This window comes from Streptomyces sp. NL15-2K (assembly GCF_030551255.1).
Classification (GTDB): domain Bacteria; phylum Actinomycetota; class Actinomycetes; order Streptomycetales; family Streptomycetaceae; genus Streptomyces.
In genome coordinates, this window is record NZ_CP130630.1 from 5,983,375 (window position 1) to 5,997,919 (window position 14,545).

General features: G+C 69.7%; 15 protein-coding genes and 2 pseudogenes. 8 read left to right on the forward strand and 9 right to left on the reverse strand.

All coding sequences use genetic code 11. From position 1 onward, the window contains the following. Window positions 1–12: 12 nt before the first annotated feature. Window positions 13–795 (forward strand): DNA-formamidopyrimidine glycosylase family protein, encoded by a 783-nt coding sequence (locus Q4V64_RS26905; protein WP_124440544.1) that lies wholly within the window; start codon window positions 13–15, stop codon window positions 793–795. Window positions 796–878: 83 nt separating this feature from the next. On the opposite strand, the gene Q4V64_RS26910 is transcribed toward Q4V64_RS26905, so the two are convergent. The 6 genes from Q4V64_RS26910 to Q4V64_RS26935 form a co-directional block, all read right to left on the reverse strand. Beyond that, a complete protein-coding gene (locus Q4V64_RS26910; RefSeq protein WP_124440543.1) occupies window positions 879–2,822 on the reverse strand; it encodes a glycoside hydrolase family 97 protein in 1,944 nt (647 codons plus the stop codon). A gap of 82 nt (window positions 2,823–2,904) precedes the next feature. Further along, the gene (locus Q4V64_RS26915; RefSeq protein WP_124440542.1) at window positions 2,905–4,305 is read right to left on the reverse strand and encodes an alpha/beta hydrolase; all 1,401 of its coding nucleotides are present in this window, start codon (window positions 4,303–4,305) and stop codon (window positions 2,905–2,907) included. 184 nt (window positions 4,306–4,489) lie between these two features. After that, on the reverse strand, window positions 4,490–5,179 hold the full coding sequence (locus Q4V64_RS26920; RefSeq protein ID WP_124440541.1) for a DUF2637 domain-containing protein: 690 nt from the start codon (window positions 5,177–5,179) through the stop codon (window positions 4,490–4,492). 53 nt (window positions 5,180–5,232) lie between these two features. Next, entirely contained in the window at window positions 5,233–5,523 is a 291-nt protein-coding gene (locus Q4V64_RS26925; protein WP_124440540.1) for a hypothetical protein, read from the reverse strand. Window positions 5,524–5,687: 164 nt separating this feature from the next. Continuing rightward, window positions 5,688–5,945 carry an SHOCT domain-containing protein gene (locus Q4V64_RS26930; RefSeq protein WP_124440539.1) on the reverse strand — a complete coding sequence of 86 codons (258 nt, stop codon included), beginning with the start codon at window positions 5,943–5,945 and terminating at the stop codon, window positions 5,688–5,690. A 29-nt stretch (window positions 5,946–5,974) separates the two neighbouring features. After that, window positions 5,975–6,442: a DUF6325 family protein gene (locus tag Q4V64_RS26935; protein WP_253266989.1), complete on the reverse strand. Its 468-nt coding sequence runs from the start codon at window positions 6,440–6,442 to the stop codon at window positions 5,975–5,977. Between the two features lie 186 nt (window positions 6,443–6,628). Between Q4V64_RS26935 and Q4V64_RS26940 the strand changes: the two are divergent. The 5 genes and pseudogenes from Q4V64_RS26940 to Q4V64_RS26960 all read left to right on the forward strand — a co-directional run. Then, window positions 6,629–7,009 (forward strand): annotated as a pseudogene (locus tag Q4V64_RS26940) (cation:proton antiporter); the annotation flags it as partial. 671 nt (window positions 7,010–7,680) lie between these two features. Further along, complete coding sequence (locus Q4V64_RS26945) at window positions 7,681–8,307, forward strand: hypothetical protein (protein ID WP_303711904.1); 627 nt, start codon at window positions 7,681–7,683, stop codon at window positions 8,305–8,307. Then, complete coding sequence (locus Q4V64_RS26950; protein ID WP_303711906.1) at window positions 8,301–8,612, forward strand: hypothetical protein; 312 nt, start codon at window positions 8,301–8,303, stop codon at window positions 8,610–8,612. The genes Q4V64_RS26945 and Q4V64_RS26950 overlap by 7 nt, the downstream gene beginning before the upstream one ends. Next, the gene (locus Q4V64_RS26955) at window positions 8,606–8,953 is read left to right on the forward strand and encodes a hypothetical protein (RefSeq protein ID WP_303711907.1); all 348 of its coding nucleotides are present in this window, start codon (window positions 8,606–8,608) and stop codon (window positions 8,951–8,953) included. The genes Q4V64_RS26950 and Q4V64_RS26955 overlap by 7 nt, the downstream gene beginning before the upstream one ends. Before the next feature lie 68 nt (window positions 8,954–9,021). After that, window positions 9,022–9,336 (forward strand): hypothetical protein, encoded by a 315-nt coding sequence (locus Q4V64_RS26960; protein ID WP_124445571.1) that lies wholly within the window; start codon window positions 9,022–9,024, stop codon window positions 9,334–9,336. 123 nt (window positions 9,337–9,459) lie between these two features. Here the strand turns inward: Q4V64_RS26960 and Q4V64_RS55230 are convergent, their stop codons facing one another. Then, window positions 9,460–9,906: a hypothetical protein gene (locus tag Q4V64_RS55230; protein WP_124445570.1), complete on the reverse strand. Its 447-nt coding sequence runs from the start codon at window positions 9,904–9,906 to the stop codon at window positions 9,460–9,462. A gap of 5 nt (window positions 9,907–9,911) precedes the next feature. On the opposite strand from Q4V64_RS55230, the pseudogene Q4V64_RS55235 reads away from it, so the two are divergent. Further along, window positions 9,912–10,010 (forward strand): annotated as a pseudogene (locus Q4V64_RS55235) (SHOCT domain-containing protein); the annotation flags it as partial. A 59-nt stretch (window positions 10,011–10,069) separates the two neighbouring features. On the opposite strand, the gene Q4V64_RS26970 reads toward Q4V64_RS55235, so the two are convergent. Further along, window positions 10,070–11,581: a DEAD/DEAH box helicase gene (locus tag Q4V64_RS26970; protein WP_124445569.1), complete on the reverse strand. Its 1,512-nt coding sequence runs from the start codon at window positions 11,579–11,581 to the stop codon at window positions 10,070–10,072. 247 nt (window positions 11,582–11,828) lie between these two features. Then, window positions 11,829–12,032, reverse strand: coding sequence for a cold-shock protein (locus tag Q4V64_RS26975; RefSeq protein WP_007383480.1), 204 nt, complete (start codon window positions 12,030–12,032; stop codon window positions 11,829–11,831). A 407-nt stretch (window positions 12,033–12,439) separates the two neighbouring features. Between Q4V64_RS26975 and Q4V64_RS26980 the strand changes: the two genes are divergently transcribed. Continuing rightward, window positions 12,440–14,524, forward strand: coding sequence for a glycoside hydrolase (locus tag Q4V64_RS26980; protein ID WP_124445568.1), 2,085 nt, complete (start codon window positions 12,440–12,442; stop codon window positions 14,522–14,524). Window positions 14,525–14,545 lie beyond the last annotated feature (21 nt).

Consider the following 14,545-nt stretch of genomic DNA (forward strand, 5'->3'; position numbering starts at 1 on the left):
AGGATGTGCCCCATGCCTGAGCTGCCAGACGTCGAGGGATTCCGGAAGGTACTCGAGTCCTGCGCGAAGGGCCGGGTCATCCGCCAGGTCGACGTACGCGACACGGGCGTCCTGCACGATATGAGCGAGCGGCGGCTGCGCGAGGCACTGGAAGGCCGGCGGTTCACCACACCGGAGCGCCACGGCAAGTGGCTGCTGGCCCACACGGGCGGCCCCACCCTCATCCTCCACTTCGGCATGACCGGCCGACTGCTCTGCGCCGACCCCTCCGACGAGCCCGAGCCCCACGACCGCGTCCTGTTCACCGTGGCCACCGACCGCCAGCTCCGCTACCGCGACCAGCGCAAGCTCCAGGGCCTGTGGCTGGCCGAGGACGACTCCGACATCGCACGACTGCTGGACGATCAGGGCCCGGACGCGCTGACGGTGGACCGCGACGACTTCGAGGCCGCGCTGGCTTCACACCGCGGCCGCGTCAAGGCGGTCCTGACCGACCAGTCGGTCCTGGCCGGCCTCGGCAACCTGCTCGCCGACGAGATCCTGTGGCGAGCCGAACTGAGCCCCGCGACCCGCTCGAGCGACCTCACGGAGCCGGAACGCCGCCACCTCTACACGACCATGCGCCGCACGCTCCGCTCCGCGGTCACCGCCGGCTGCGTCCCCCCACGCGACTCCTGGCTCACGGGCCACCGAGACGACCCTGACCCAACCTGCCCACGCTGCGGCACCCACCTCCACCGCACCCGCATGACGGGCCGAGCCACACTCTGGTGCCCCCGGTGCCAAGGGGAGTAATTGGCAGATCTGTTCCACCGGCACGGCTACGTGACCTGCGGTTTTCCCTCGCGCAGGTGGAACAGATCTGCCAATTCCTGGATTCAGTTCTGCTTCAGGATGATTGCCTGGCCGCCTGCGGGGGCCATGGTCACGTCCAGTGTGGTCTCCGAGGTGACGGTCCGCGTACCGACCACGACCGGGGTGCGGAACGGGCTGCTGCCCGGCGTGCCGTCGGCGTAGACGGTCGCCGTGTACGTTCCGCTGCCCAGGAACGACAGCGGGATCGGCAGCGTGCGGGCCGTCTCGTTGGTCATCGCCCCGAGGTACCAGGTGGAGCCGCCCCGGCGGGCGACCGCCACGTACTCGCCGATCGATCCGGTCAGGGTCCTGCTCTCGTCCCAGGTCGTGGGGACGGCGTTGAACCAGGGCAGTCCTGGCCAGCCGGCCGGGTTGGCGTACTTGGACGGCTTGTCGTACCAGAAGAGGAAGTTGAGGGGCTGGTAGTAGACCGCGGCCATCGCCATCTGGTGGGCGTTGGTCGTCTTGTTGCGCGACTGGCCGTAGCAGATGGTGTAGTCGATCGGGCCGCCGATGTTGCGGGCGAAGGGCAGCGTCACGTTGTGGGTGGCGGTCGGGAACTGCTCGTTGCCGCGGACGCCTTCCAGGCTGATGTAGTTGGGGTAGGTGCGCTCGTAGCCGAACGGGCGGACGTCGTCGTGCATGTCGATCAGCAGCTCGTACTCGGCGGCCGTCCGTGCCCAGCCGGTGATCTGGTTCGTCATCGACTGGGTGCCTTCGTTGATGAAGCCGAGCTTGATGCCCGCGACGCCCCAGCTCTTGTAGAGGCCGAAGAGTGAGTCCGCGTCGGTCAGCGCGATTCGGTTGACGTAGAGGAAGACGCCGATGCCCTTGCTCGTGGCGTACGAGATGACGGACGGCATGTCGATGGCGGCGATCGGGGTCGTGGCGTCCGTGGTGGTGAACTCGGGGCCGTACCAGCCGGCGTCGTACTCGATGTATTCCACGCCGCGGGCCACGGCGAAGTCGACGCCCGCGAGGCCGGCGGCGGTGCTGAGCTCGCAGCGGAAGACCTTGCCCGGCTTGATCCAGGAGGTGTCGGTCAGGGCGGTGGGCGGGGCGAGGTTGAGCACCAACTCGGCGTTGTCGACCAGCTCGGCGTGCGTGGACCCGATCACCACCGCGCGCCACGGCGTGGCGAACGGGGTGGTGACCGTGGCGGCCGTCTCGACCGGGCCGCTGCCGCGGGCGGTGTGCTCCATCAGGAAGGCGGAGAGGGCGCCCGGCTGCCCGGGGACCGAACTGAGCATCAGACGGGGGAAGTTCAGGCGGGAGGACTCGCAGACGCAGGCGATGTACCCGTTGGAGAGGGCGGCGGTCAGCGGCAGGTCGGTCAGAGGGCCCTGGTCCGTGCTCGACGTGCCGGTGGAGGGGATCGCGTCGGGGGCGACCGGCACGTACACGTCCTCGTCGCGGGCGCTGTAGACGGTGGTTTCGTCCGGGAAGACGAACGTTGTCAGTTCGTCGGTGATGGTCGTGGTGCCCTTTTCGAGGAGGATGTAGCGCAGGGCCACGCCGGCCTTGTACGCGCGGATCTGGACGCCGAAGCGGATCCCCGAGGCGGTGTCCTGGAGGGTCCAGCGCTGCTCCTGGTATTGGTCGGTGACGGTCGCGTTGCGCCCGTACACGGGGGACCAGGTGGTGCGGGTGGTCCGGTAGTCGTCCCGGAGGAGCGTCACGTCGCTGCCGAGGACGGTCCCGTCGGCCAGCCTGAGGCCCAGGGCCGAGGTGTCGATCACCGTCCTGCCGTTGCGGGTGGCGGACCACCGGAGCGCACCGTCCACCACCGACACGGTGATGGACGTGCCGCCCATGCGCGAGGTCGCGCGGGGCGCCGCACCGACCGGGGCGTCCGCCGCGAGGGCCGGCCGCGTGGCGCCGAGCCCCACCGCGGCCGTCCCGGCGGTGACGGCCGCGCCCTTGAGCATCCCGCGGCGGGACAGCGCCCCGTCTTCTGAAGTTCTCATCGCACTCTCCGGCCCCGACCTGAGTCATGAGTAGTAAGCGTTTTCCGTCGGGGGGACGGTAGTACGCGGGGCTGAGGTCTCACTACCCCCGTGCAAGAAACCCGGCGAACGTACGGGTCATCGTGTTCTGCGCGGTGGCGGCGAACAGCGGGTCCAGATGGTTCATTCCCTCGTCCGTCTCGTAAGTGGTGTACGGGATTCGGGAACCGGTTACGACGCGTTGCGCCCCGGTCAGGACCGTGCCGTGGGAGTAGCTCGTCTGGAAGGCGTAGAGCGGTACGTCGATCCGCGTGGCGTGCCGCAGCCGGAGCCCGAGGGAACGGGCGAGGTCCGTGTCGGCGTAGGCGTCGGTGACGTCGAGGTCCACCGACAGCCGCGACGGCCAGTACCACTCCCAGACCGCCGGTTCCGGGCCCGCGTACGCCGCCGCGACACGGCCGATGGGCGTGATGCCCTCGTCGATCCACCCGCGTACGTCATCACCGGCACCGCTGTCGGCGACGCGTCCCGAGTGCACGCTGATGTCGTTCGGCCAGCCGAACCCGGCGTCCACCAGCGTGCCCAGCAGGGCGGCGTTGGTGATCGGATACGGCAGCCGCAGCGCGTCGGGCAGCCGGGGCTGCAGGACCGACCGGCCCTCCGGGTCGACACGCGCGTACCAGCCGGCGAGCTGGTACCAGATCTGCGTACTCTCCGCGCGGCTGCCCAGGCCGACCGCACTGAGCGTCATGTCGAAGACGGCACCGCCCTCGATGGCCGCGAGCCGCTCCCGCACCTCCTCGGGCGAGTCCTGGACCGGCGCGCCCGTTCCCTCGAACGCCCCGAGGACACCGCCGTCGATCAGCGCCAGGCCCGCGAGGTCCCGGTACCCGGGGTGTCCGTCGAAGTCCCAGGCGGCGTACGCCAGCACGGTCGTCGCGCCCCAGGAGTGACCGCCCAGCACCACCCGCCGCCGGCCACCGGCACCGGCCGCCAGGACCACCGTACGCAGGTCCTCCAGGGTGAGCCGCAGACCCCAGTCGGCGGCGTATCCGGAGGCGGCCGGGTCCTGCGAGCGGTAGTGGCCGTCCAGGTAGTACGCGGCCGGGTCGGGGGTGGCGAACCCGGTGCGGTCGGCCAGGTTCTCCTCCCGCCGGTCGAACGCCCACACCTGGATCCCGGGCACCGCCCGCACCAGGTCCCCGGCCACCAGCCGGAAGTCATTGGCCGCGCCGAACATGCCCGGCACCAGGACCACCACGGTCTCCGCCCGCTCCGGCCCGACCTTCAGCACGTGCACCCGGTCCGTCTCGGCGGGGCCGCCGCCACGGCCCACCGGTATCGGAACATACGGCTCCGCACTCACCCCACGGCCGCCGTGTTCCCGCCCCGACGCCCATGCCGCTCCGGCTCCGGGTCCGGCTCCGGCCGCGCCGGCGGTCAGCGCCAGGCCGCCGACCAGTCCACTCAGTACGGTCCTGCGGCGTGGCAGATGGCTAGTCATGTCCGTGTGTCTCCTTGAGAGTTGAAGAAATCGGAACGCGTCCAAGCTTCCTCCAGCCCTCAGGGCAGGCCGTCGCGGGGGTGGGCCACACGGCGCCCCTGAACAGCGAACGAGCCCCAGGCCAATGACCTGGGGCTCGTCGCGGAACGGGGGAGGTTGTACGAGGCTGAGGCGCCGTGTCGGTCTACGGCCTGGTCTGCTTGGGCCCGTTCACGGAGTCGGCGGCGTGCCGGGGGCAGTGCCGAGGCGTGAACTGGCCGACGAGTTCACGGAAACAGACCAGGGCGGTGATCGGTGGAATTCCGACGATCACCATCGCCAGCAGAGAATGCGGTGACTGTCCGATGCACAGCGCTACCGCCGTGCCGGAGGAGAGCAGCATCACGGCCCAGGACCGCCGAGCGGTCCGGTACTGAACGGATGCCCGCAGGATGGATAAACCCGCCACGAGCCACGGCCCGTACACCGTCAGCGGCCACCATTGCGCCAACTTCTCCGACACCACCAGCAGCGCGATGCTGTGCAGCTGTTCGTACGAATAAGAGATGGACCAGCTCAGCATCGTCACCGCGCACATGGTGATCATCGCGATCAGGATCGCGACGGTGATGATCCTGGAATTTCCGGCAACGATGTGACCCCCTGGCCGGGGTCGCCGTCGACTGGCCGGGCGGCGCGGGCGCGTATGGATGTCCAGTGGGGGAGGAACCGGATCCATGCTGTGCGTCGTCGTGTGCAGCATCTGAGCCAGTTCTTCATCCGGATCCCATCCGTCCGACGAGAGCGCCGGATCAGGGACGTGCCAGATGTGCTGCGTCTCAAATGGCTCAGTGTAATTGGGATATTGGTTTACCGCGTCATAGTCGGTTCTCATCCTGAATCCTGTCCATCCTTGACCCCGCCGCGCTCCGGTTCAGAATGCTTCGTTCAGAGCACGAGCCTTGGACCGGCCGACGGCTGCGCTGGGGTGTCATGTCCTTCCACCGCGGCCCGCAGGTAATCACTCTCCATCCGGCTGATGGTTTCCAGGAAGTCCTCAAGCAGGTCCGAGCAGTGCTTGAGGCTCACCCTCCCGCCGGCCAACTCGAGCCAGACGGTGCTGCTTTCCGTAATGGTCTGATCAGCTGGGAAGAAGATCCGCTTTTCCGGTTCTCCGGAACCTCCCTCGTGCGAGAGGCGCGGACGAGCTTCACCTGCATGCCTTTCCTTCCAAGTCACAACCACCTAACGAGCACCGCGCCGGGGCAGGCATCGGGCATTTGGGGGAATGAAAGTCGGCCATCGGCGACTATCCCATGTATCCGATGAAAGGGCATGGCTGATTAAATTCTGAAGATGTGGGCTGCGAGCGGCAGGATGTTCAGGCTGTCCACAACTGGTGGTCACCCGTAGAGGATCTTGCGCTTCTGGTCCTCGAACTCCGCGTCGGTCAGCACACCCTGTTTTTTCAGTTCGCCCAGTTCCTTCAGCAGGGCGATCTTGTCCTCCGGTGACGTGGACGCAGGCTGCGCGGGCGCGGTCTGCGGGGTTTCCTGCTGGGCCCACCGGCCCGCCTGTCGCCGGGACACGCGGTTCGACACCGCCGTCGCCGTGCCGGCGATGGCGGCGGTACGGGCAACTCCGCGAAGAAGACCTGGCACGGTCGGCACCTCCTGTGCTCTGCGCGGGTTCACGGCCTGGCGCCGGGCCCCGCGGCCTCGATCGAATCGAGGGCCGCGATGACGTCCGGAACGGGGATCCTCCCGGCGGCCACCAGTCGAGCGCCGCTGCGCCTCATGGCATGGGAAAGGGGGGCGGCCCAGCGGTTCTCGTACATGACGAGGGCGGCCGTACTGCCTGGGCCGATCACCGTTGCTGCCTCTTCGATGTCGTCCTGACCGAACAGTCCGGAGGGGGCGCCTTCGAACACGGCGAGGTCCGGGTTTTCGTCCTGGACGACATTCGCCAGGTCGACCGCTGCGACGGAACCGTCGGGGTTCTTGCGGACGAAGAGGAGATCAAGGATGCGGATCAGGCCGCGGTCGACCAAGTCGACGAGGAACGGAAGGGCTTCACCGGTGGGGCGGCTGCCCGGGTACTCGACCACCAGGTAATCGATGGGGCCCACGTCGTCGAATGCGTCGCTTTCGTTGCTCACGGCAACTCCTCACGCCCATAGCAACTCCCCTTGTCCAGTGGACCACTCGACCGGGGGATCCGCATGTCGGTCGGCTCCGTCGGCTGCCCATGCCCACGACAGGCCGAGGGCTTCCCGCCGAGACACCATGGGAGGCACACGGGGGGGCGACGTGAGGGGTGGGAGAGGTGGCGAGGAGGGCGAGCGGTGACAACCGACGAGATCCTTTTCGGCGTGGGCCTGACGTTCGTACTCGCGGTCGGATCCCAGGTGGTCGCCACCCGTGTGCGCGTTCCGGCGCTGATCATCCTGCTCCCGGCGGGCTTCGTCGCGGGGGCTCTGACCGATGACATCCACCCCGACCGGTTGCTGGGAGCGGCCTTCGAGCCTTTGGTGTCGCTGTCCGTGGCGATGATCCTTTACGACGCCGGGCTCGGTCTCGACCCGCGAAAGCTCCGTGGGCACACGCGCCGCACCGTGATCAGGGTCGCTAACGGTGGATCGATTGGCTTGGGTTTCCTTGGTGTTGCTGTGATTCTTCCGGTCTCTTCGGGGCTCTTGCGGTTGCTGCGTGACCTTTCTGGGCGGGGTGCGTTGTGTAGGTGAGTTCGATGATCGGACAGCAGTTCTGGGTGGCCGGGTGGGGGGTGACAGGGTGCGGCGGAAGGTCGGGCTGGGTGAGGGGGAGGCCGAGCGGGTGGCGTGCGCGTTCCGTGGCCTGGATGCCGTCACCGGCGAGGTGCTGGGGGTTGATGCGCTCGGTGAGCGGGTGGGCTGGCTGACCGCTCTGGTCGAGAGCATGTGCACGTCGGTGACCGGCGCCCGTTGGAACCGTCCGGATCTGGCCCAACTCGCCTCCGGGCGGGACCGGTCGGGGGTGCGGTTGCCGTCGAACGCGTGGATGGCGCTGCGGATGCTGGGCTGGGCGGCCACCGTGCGCGAAGGACTGTACGTTCCTGACCGGGTGCGGCGGGTCGCCGAGGAGCAGGCCGGGCGGGCGCTGCGTTCGGCCTGGTGGCGTACCCAGATCACCGACGCGGTGCTGGCGACCTGGCCCACCGGCCCCGACGCTGATCCGATGCGGCGCACGGCGGGCGAGTGGGAGGCGTTGCGGGCGGCCTGTCCGGACGGGCGGAGCGTCGCGGCCTCGGTGCTGCGCTCCCGTACCCGGCAGGTGGCCGCCTTCCGGCCTGGTCACCGCGGGCATCGGCGGGGCTTCCAAGATTCTTCCGGCCACCTTTCTGACGATCGCCGCGACCGTGACGCTCTACGGCCTGACGGCGGCGCCCGTCGCCCGCCGCCTGGGAGCCGTCCGTCCCGCCCGCGCCCGCCCCCTCCTGGTCGGCGGCGACCCGTGGGCGGTCGAATTGGCGCGCGCACTGCGATCGGCCGGGCTGGAGGTGCTGATGTGGGCGGGCTCCGAGGAACAGCGCGAACGTATCCGGGAAGCGGGCCTGGAACTGGCGCCGGGAGAACTGCTGGCGGCGGCCACGGGACGCGGGGCCCGGCTCGAGGGCATCACTGCCGTGCTGCTCCTCACGGACGAGGACGACTTCAACGCCCTGGCGTCCACGGTGCTGAGCCGCGGCGCGGGAATTCCGGTCCACCGCCTCGGACCACGCAGCGGCGACCACGGCGTCGTCGCTCCCTACGGCGGTGACGACACCCTGCTCGCCCCGGGACTCACTCGCCTCGGCGTGGCCCACCGGCACGCGCAGGGGGCCCACATCGTTACGCACCGCGTCGACACCACGGCCGGAACGCTCCCGGACCGGCACGACCTGCTGCTCCTGGTACGTCCCGACGGCCGGCTGGTGCCCGCCGACGGCCGTGCCGCACCTGCACCGCAGCCCGGCGACATCGCCGTCATGCGTCCACGGTGCTGAGCCGCGGCGCGGGAATTCCGGTCCACCGCCTCGGACCACGCAGCGGCGACCACGGCGTCGTCGCTCCCTACGGCGGTGACGACACCCTGCTGGCTCCGGGACTCACTCGCCTCGGCGTGGCCCACCGGCACGCGCAGGGGGCCCACATCGTTACGCACCGCGTCGACACCACGGCCGGAACGCTCCCGGACCGGCACGACCTGCTGCTCCTGGTACGTCCCGACGGCCGGCTGGTGCCCGCCGACGGCCGCGCCGCACCTGCACCGCAGCCCGGCGACATCGCCGTCATGCGTCCACGGTGCTGAGCCGCGGCGCGGGAATTCCGGTCCACCGCCTCGGACCACGCAGCGGCGACCACGGCGTCGTCGCTCCCTACGGCGGTGACGACACCCTGCTGGCTCCGGGACTCACCCGCCTCGGCGTGGCCCGCAGGCACGCGCAGGGGGCCCACATCGTGACGCACCGCGTCGACACCACGGCCGGCACGCTCCCGGACCGGCACGACCTGCTGCTCCTGGTACGTCCCGACGGCCGGCTGGTGCCCGCCGACGGCCGCGCCGCACCCTCACCGCAGCCCGGCGACATCGCCGTCATGCTCGGCCCGCCGCTCGGCAATGCGACGTCCGAAGTCCGTCGATATGGTTGACAAGACGGCAAAACCTGCCAAAACGCATCGCCGACGGCTTGGCGTCGACGATGGATCGGATGGCAACCATGACCGCATCAACTGTCACCCCACGGGATGCCCGCCCCGCCCAGCCCGGTGTCGCGGACGCGGACGCGAAGTCGGCAGGCGCGGCCGCTGAACGCGCCGTCGCACACCACACCGTGACTCTCGACGTGTTGGGCACTCGGCTCGAACTGCTCCCTCCCGAGCAACTCGCCTTCCTCGCCGGCGTCGGCGTACTGGCAGCCTTCGAGATCATCGAATGGCCGATGGCGATGGTCCTGGCGGTCGGACACCAACTCGCGCACAGCCATCACGGCCGGGTACTGCGCGAGTTCGGCGAGGCCCTGGAAGAAGCCTGAGTGGAAGGCCCTGACCGTCCGGCCGACGGCCCTGCCTTGAGCGGGGCGGTACGAGACGAGTACGAACGGCTGCGCAAGGCGGCGACCGTTCGTCACCGGCCCCTGCGCTATACGGCCGCCTCCCTACTGCTGCTGCCGGCCTTCCTCCTGGCGCCGCCCGCCGTGATCGCGGCCTGGGTGGACTCCGAGGTCTCCGACACCGACCGGCTCACCAAGCGCGTCGTCGACAACATCGATGTCGCCGCCATCACCGCGGCCGCCGCTCAGGCACTGGAGCAGGCAGGGGCGCGACCTCAGGTGGTCCAAGGCGCCCATGCCCTGACCGGCCCGCTGAAGGGCGCGCTCAACTCGGCCGTCCACGACATCGTGAACAAGGTGGTGACCAGCCGCGAGTCCGCGCCCGAGGTCGACAAGACGATCACCCTGCTGCGCACCGACAAACTGAACGAGGCCCAGGACGGCATGCGTCTGCTGGACGTGATCGGCACCTGGCTCCGCGTCGTGGTCCTCGTCCTGGCGGCGCTCGCCGTGGTGGGTCAGATCAGCAGCGGCGGGCGGCACCGGGGCCACGCGAGGTGGATCAACTCGCCAAGCTCTCGGAGATCCGGGCCCGCGGCGACATCTCCGACGAGGAGTTCCGCCGGGCCAAGGAGAAGGTCCTCCTCCACCACTGACACATCCCGCGAGCGGGTCGGCACCGGCGCCCCCGATGTGCCATCGGGGGCGCCGGTTCTCAGCGGCCCGTCCCCCTGGCGGGGGCGCGGCGGCGGCCCTGGGCGGGGCGGCCGCGTCGTCCGCGCGGGGAGGAGCCGTTGCGTTCGGTGCGCTTTTCGGTGACCGGCGGAGTGAGGACGACGGGCACGCCCGTGGGTGCCTGGGCACCGGTGATGCGGGTCAGTTCGGCCTCGCCCGAGCGGACGCGGGTGGTCTGCGGGGTGATGGCGGCGTCGGCCATCAGGCGGGTCATCTCGCGGCGCTGGTGGGGCAGGACCAGCGTCACGACGGTGCCGGACTCGCCGGCGCGGGCGGTGCGGCCGCCGCGGTGCAGGTAGTCCTTGTGGTCGCTGGGCGGATCGACGTTGACGACGAGGTCGAGGTCGTCGACGTGGATACCGCGGGCCGCGACGTTGGTGGCCACCAGAGCCGTGACGTGGCCCTCCTTGAACTGGGCCAGGGTCCGGGTGCGCTGGGACTGGGACTTGCCGCCGTGCAGGGCCGCGGCACGCACGCCGACGGCCAGGAGCCGCTTGGCCAGCCGGTCCGCCGCGTGCTTGGTGTCCAGGAACATGATCACGCGGCCGTCGCGGGCGGCGATCTCCGTCGTGGTGGCGTGCTTGTCGGCCTCGTCCACGTGGAGCAGGTGGTGCTCCATCGTGGTGACCGCGCCCGCGGACGGGTCGACCGAGTGCACCACGGGGTCGTGCAGGTAGCGGCGTACGAGACGGTCGACATTGCGGTCCAGCGTGGCCGAGAACAGCATCCGCTGGCCGTCGGTCCGCACCTGGTCGAGCAGGGCGGTCACCTGCGGCATGAACCCCATGTCGGCCATCTGGTCGGCCTCGTCCAGGACGGTGATGGCGACGCGGTCCAAGCGGCAGTCGTCGCGGTCTATGAGGTCCTTGAGCCGGCCGGGCGTAGCGACGACGATCTCGGCCCCGGCGCGCAGGGCGCTCGCCTGGCGGCCGATCGACAGGCCGCCGACCACCGTGGCGATCCGCAGGCGCAGCGCGCGGGCGTAGGGGGTGAGGGCGTCGTTGACCTGCTGGGCCAGCTCACGGGTGGGTACGAGGACGAGCGCCAGCGGATGCCGGGGCTCGGCCCGCTGCCCCTCGGTACGGGCCAGCATGGCGAGGCCGAAGGCGAGGGTCTTGCCCGACCCCGTGCGCCCGCGGCCCAGGACGTCCCGGCCGGCCAGCGAGTTCGGCAGGGTCGCGGCCTGGATCGGGAACGGGGCGGTCACGCCTTCGGCGCCGAGCGTGGTCAGCAGACGCTCGGGCATGTCGAGGTCGGCGAACGCCTCGACCGGCGGCAGTGCCGGGGTGTGGGTGACCGGCAGGGCGAACTCCCCGCCGGGCGCGGCGGGACGACCCCCGCGACCGCCCCGCCCGGCATTGGCCGAACGGGAAGGAGCGCTCTGGCGATCCGTCCCCTGAGAGCGGGCGCGGTTGCCCCGAGCGGAGCCGGCCGAGCCCCTGTCGGTACGGGAGCGGGAGGAGCCGTTGTTCGTGCGAGCTGTGCGGTTCATGGGAACCTTCCTCGATGCGGCACGTATCGAGGAATCGCTCCCAGCGGCGGTGACGGGCCGCATGAGGATTCGCAAGACTGAGCCGAAGAAAAACGAAAGAGACCGGGACCTGCCGCGAGAGCTGGGCGGGGTTTCCGATCGGCCGAGCACTGGGTGCGGTTCGGCGGTCACAAGGCCAAGGAAAATGCGATGAGCCGGGGCCCGCACTCTAGGGGTGCGGGCCCCGGCCATGTACTGCGCGTCAGCGTCAGGCGGGAACGATGTTCTCGGCCTGCGGGCCCTTCTGGCCCTGCGTGACGTCGAAGGTCACCTTCTGGCCTTCCTGAAGCTCGCGGAAGCCGGAGGTGGCGATGTTCGAGTAGTGGGCGAACACGTCAGCGCCGCCGCCGTCCTGCTCGATGAAGCCGAAGCCCTTTTCCGCGTTGAACCACTTCACGGTGCCAGATGCCATATTGAATCTCCCTTGAGGGTAGTGCCCGGGTCCGCACCTTGCGGACCCGGCGTCGCAACAACGAGTACCCGACCGGAAAGATCCGGACATGAAAAGAGTGCTCGTCGACGAAAGGTCGGAAGAGCACTCAAAAGTCTCTGGTAACCAAAACTGCAACTCTTAGCACAGTAGCACAGTTGGTTCGGAAGAACCCACCCCCCGATCCGGGGGCCTCCCCCATCGCCTGCCCGCGCCTGCCCTCGCATGCCCGACCTCCCGCAACTTTCGGTCCTGAACGACTCCTTGACCGTCGAGATTCGGACGGTGTAGACATCGCGCCAGTGCATGTTTACGTAAACATCACCCACGGGCCCCGATCTCTGTGGCCGCCGGGACGCGCGGCACGCAGAAGAGTTGGAGTACTCGAGATGGCACACCGCACCCGCAAGCGACGGCTCCTGGGGATCGGCGTCACCGCCCTCGCCACCGGGACCGTCCTGGCCACCACCTCACTGCCCGCCGCGCACGCCGAGACCACGGCCGCAGGCGCCTCGGTCACCGTCCGGCCCGACCCCTCCTACAAGCAGGAGAAGTTCGAGGGCTGGGGCACCAGCCTCGTCTGGTTCGCCAACGCCACCGGCGACTACCCGCCCGCGATACGCGAGAAGCTGGCCAAGCTCCTCTTCGGTGACGACGGCCTGGCCCTGAACATCGCCCGCTACAACATCGGCGGGGGCAACGCCCCGGACGTCAAGGACTACCTGCGCGCCGGCGGAGCGGTCGAGGGCTGGTGGAAGGCCCCGGCGGGCACCACCCGCGAGGACGTCGACTGGTGGGACGCCGACGACCCGGCCGACTGGAACAAGAACGCCGACGCCACTCAGCGCTGGTGGGTGGACCGCATCAAGAAGGACATCACCCACTGGGAGACGTTCAGCAACTCGCCGCCGTGGTTCATGACCGAGAGCGGCTACGTCTCCGGCAACTTCGACGCGGGCAAGGACCAGCTCAAGACCGAGTCGGTGGACGACTTCGCCAAGTATCTGGTGGGCGCCACCGAGCGGCTGGAGAAGGCGCACGGCATCAAGGTCGACACGCTGGACCCGTTCAACGAGCCGAACACCAACTACTGGGGCACCAAGCTCGGCCCGGACGGCGAGCCCGTCGGCGGCCGTCAGGAAGGGGCCCACATGGGTCCCGAACTCCAGCAGAAGGTGCTCCGGGCGCTGGGCCCCACCCTGGAGAAGTCCCGCACCGACGCAGGGATCTCCGCGATGGACGAGACCAACCCCGGCACCTTCGCCACCAACTGGAACTCCTACCCCCAGGAGGTGCGCGACCTCGTCGAACAAATGAACGTCCACACCTACGGCACCGGCCAGCGCACCACCGTGCGCGACCTGGCCAAGGCCGCGGACAAGCCGCTGTGGATGAGCGAGGTCGAGGGCGACTGGGGCGACGGCCAGAGCTTCACGGACATGCGGCCCGGTCTCGGCCTGGCTCAGCGCATGGTCGACGACCTGCGTGAACTGGAGCCCCGTGCCTGGGTGTTCTGGCAGCCCGTCGAGGACTACGACAACATGAAGCCCGGCGGCGAGTCCGCGAAGGGCGGCAACTGGGGCGAGATCCAGCTCCCCTTCAGCTGCACCTCCGAGGACACCCTCGAGACGTGTCCGATCTACACCAACACCAAGTTCGACACCGCCCGTAACTTCACTCACTACATCAAGCCCGGCGACCGGCTGATCAAGACGGACGACACCTCCAGCACCGCGGCGGTCTCCCGCAAGGGCGACGCGGCGACGGTCGTCCACGTCAACAGCACCGCCGAAGCCCGCGACGTCACCCTCGACCTGTCGAAGTTCGGCCACGTCTCCTCCCGTGCCACCGTCACCCCGGTGGTCACCAGCGCCGACGGCAAGCTCGCACGGCAGAAGGCCGTCCGGGTCACCGGCAAGCAGGCCACCGTCACCGTGCCCGCCCAGTCCGTGACGTCCTTCCTGGTCAAGGGCGTGTCCGGGGTCGCGAAGGACGCGGCGGAGTTGCAGGAAGGTCACACCTACCGGCTGACCGGCGTGCAGAGCGGCAAGGACCTCGCCATCGCCGCCGACGGCAAGAGCCTCGTCATCAGGTCCGCCGACGCGGCCGACCCCAGCGGCCGGCAGTGGCAGCTGGACCGGATCGGCCGTAGCACGGACAACCGGACGCGGTACGCGTTCACCGCCGCCGGGGGCGAGAAGCGCCTGGCGATCCGTGACGGCGCCCTGGTGGCCGAGCCCGCCGAGGGCCGCCCCGACAGCGCCGCTCAGTGGATCATGTCTACGACCGGCGACGGCACCTGGACCCTCGTCAACGCCGCCACCGGCCAGCTCCCGGACGTCTCCGGCCAGGCCACGAACGACGGAGCCGGCGTCGGGGTGTGGCCGCCGAACTCCGGCCCCAACCAGCGCTGGAAGGTGACCGACGTGACGGGCGACGCCGCGCCTGACAACGACGGGTCACAAGCCGACTGACGGGTCACAAGCCGACTAGGG

Excerpts from the sequence above, each read along its gene's own strand:
- Q4V64_RS26905 (WP_124440544.1), top strand. The coding sequence starts at position 13 with ATGCCTGAGCTGCCAGACGTCGAGGGATTCCGGAAGGTACTCGAGTCC.
- Q4V64_RS26920 (WP_124440541.1), bottom strand. The coding sequence starts at position 5,179 with ATGAGAACCGACTATGACGCGGTAAACCAATATCCCAATTACACTGAG.
- Q4V64_RS26980 (WP_124445568.1), top strand. The coding sequence starts at position 12,440 with ATGGCACACCGCACCCGCAAGCGACGGCTCCTGGGGATCGGCGTCACC.
- Q4V64_RS26970 (WP_124445569.1), bottom strand. The coding sequence starts at position 11,581 with ATGAACCGCACAGCTCGCACGAACAACGGCTCCTCCCGCTCCCGTACC.
- Q4V64_RS26910 (WP_124440543.1), bottom strand. The coding sequence starts at position 2,822 with ATGAGAACTTCAGAAGACGGGGCGCTGTCCCGCCGCGGGATGCTCAAG.
- Q4V64_RS26960 (WP_124445571.1), top strand. The coding sequence starts at position 9,022 with ATGACCGCATCAACTGTCACCCCACGGGATGCCCGCCCCGCCCAGCCC.
- Q4V64_RS26975 (WP_007383480.1), bottom strand. The coding sequence starts at position 12,032 with ATGGCATCTGGCACCGTGAAGTGGTTCAACGCGGAAAAGGGCTTCGGC.
- Q4V64_RS26915 (WP_124440542.1), bottom strand. The coding sequence starts at position 4,305 with ATGACTAGCCATCTGCCACGCCGCAGGACCGTACTGAGTGGACTGGTC.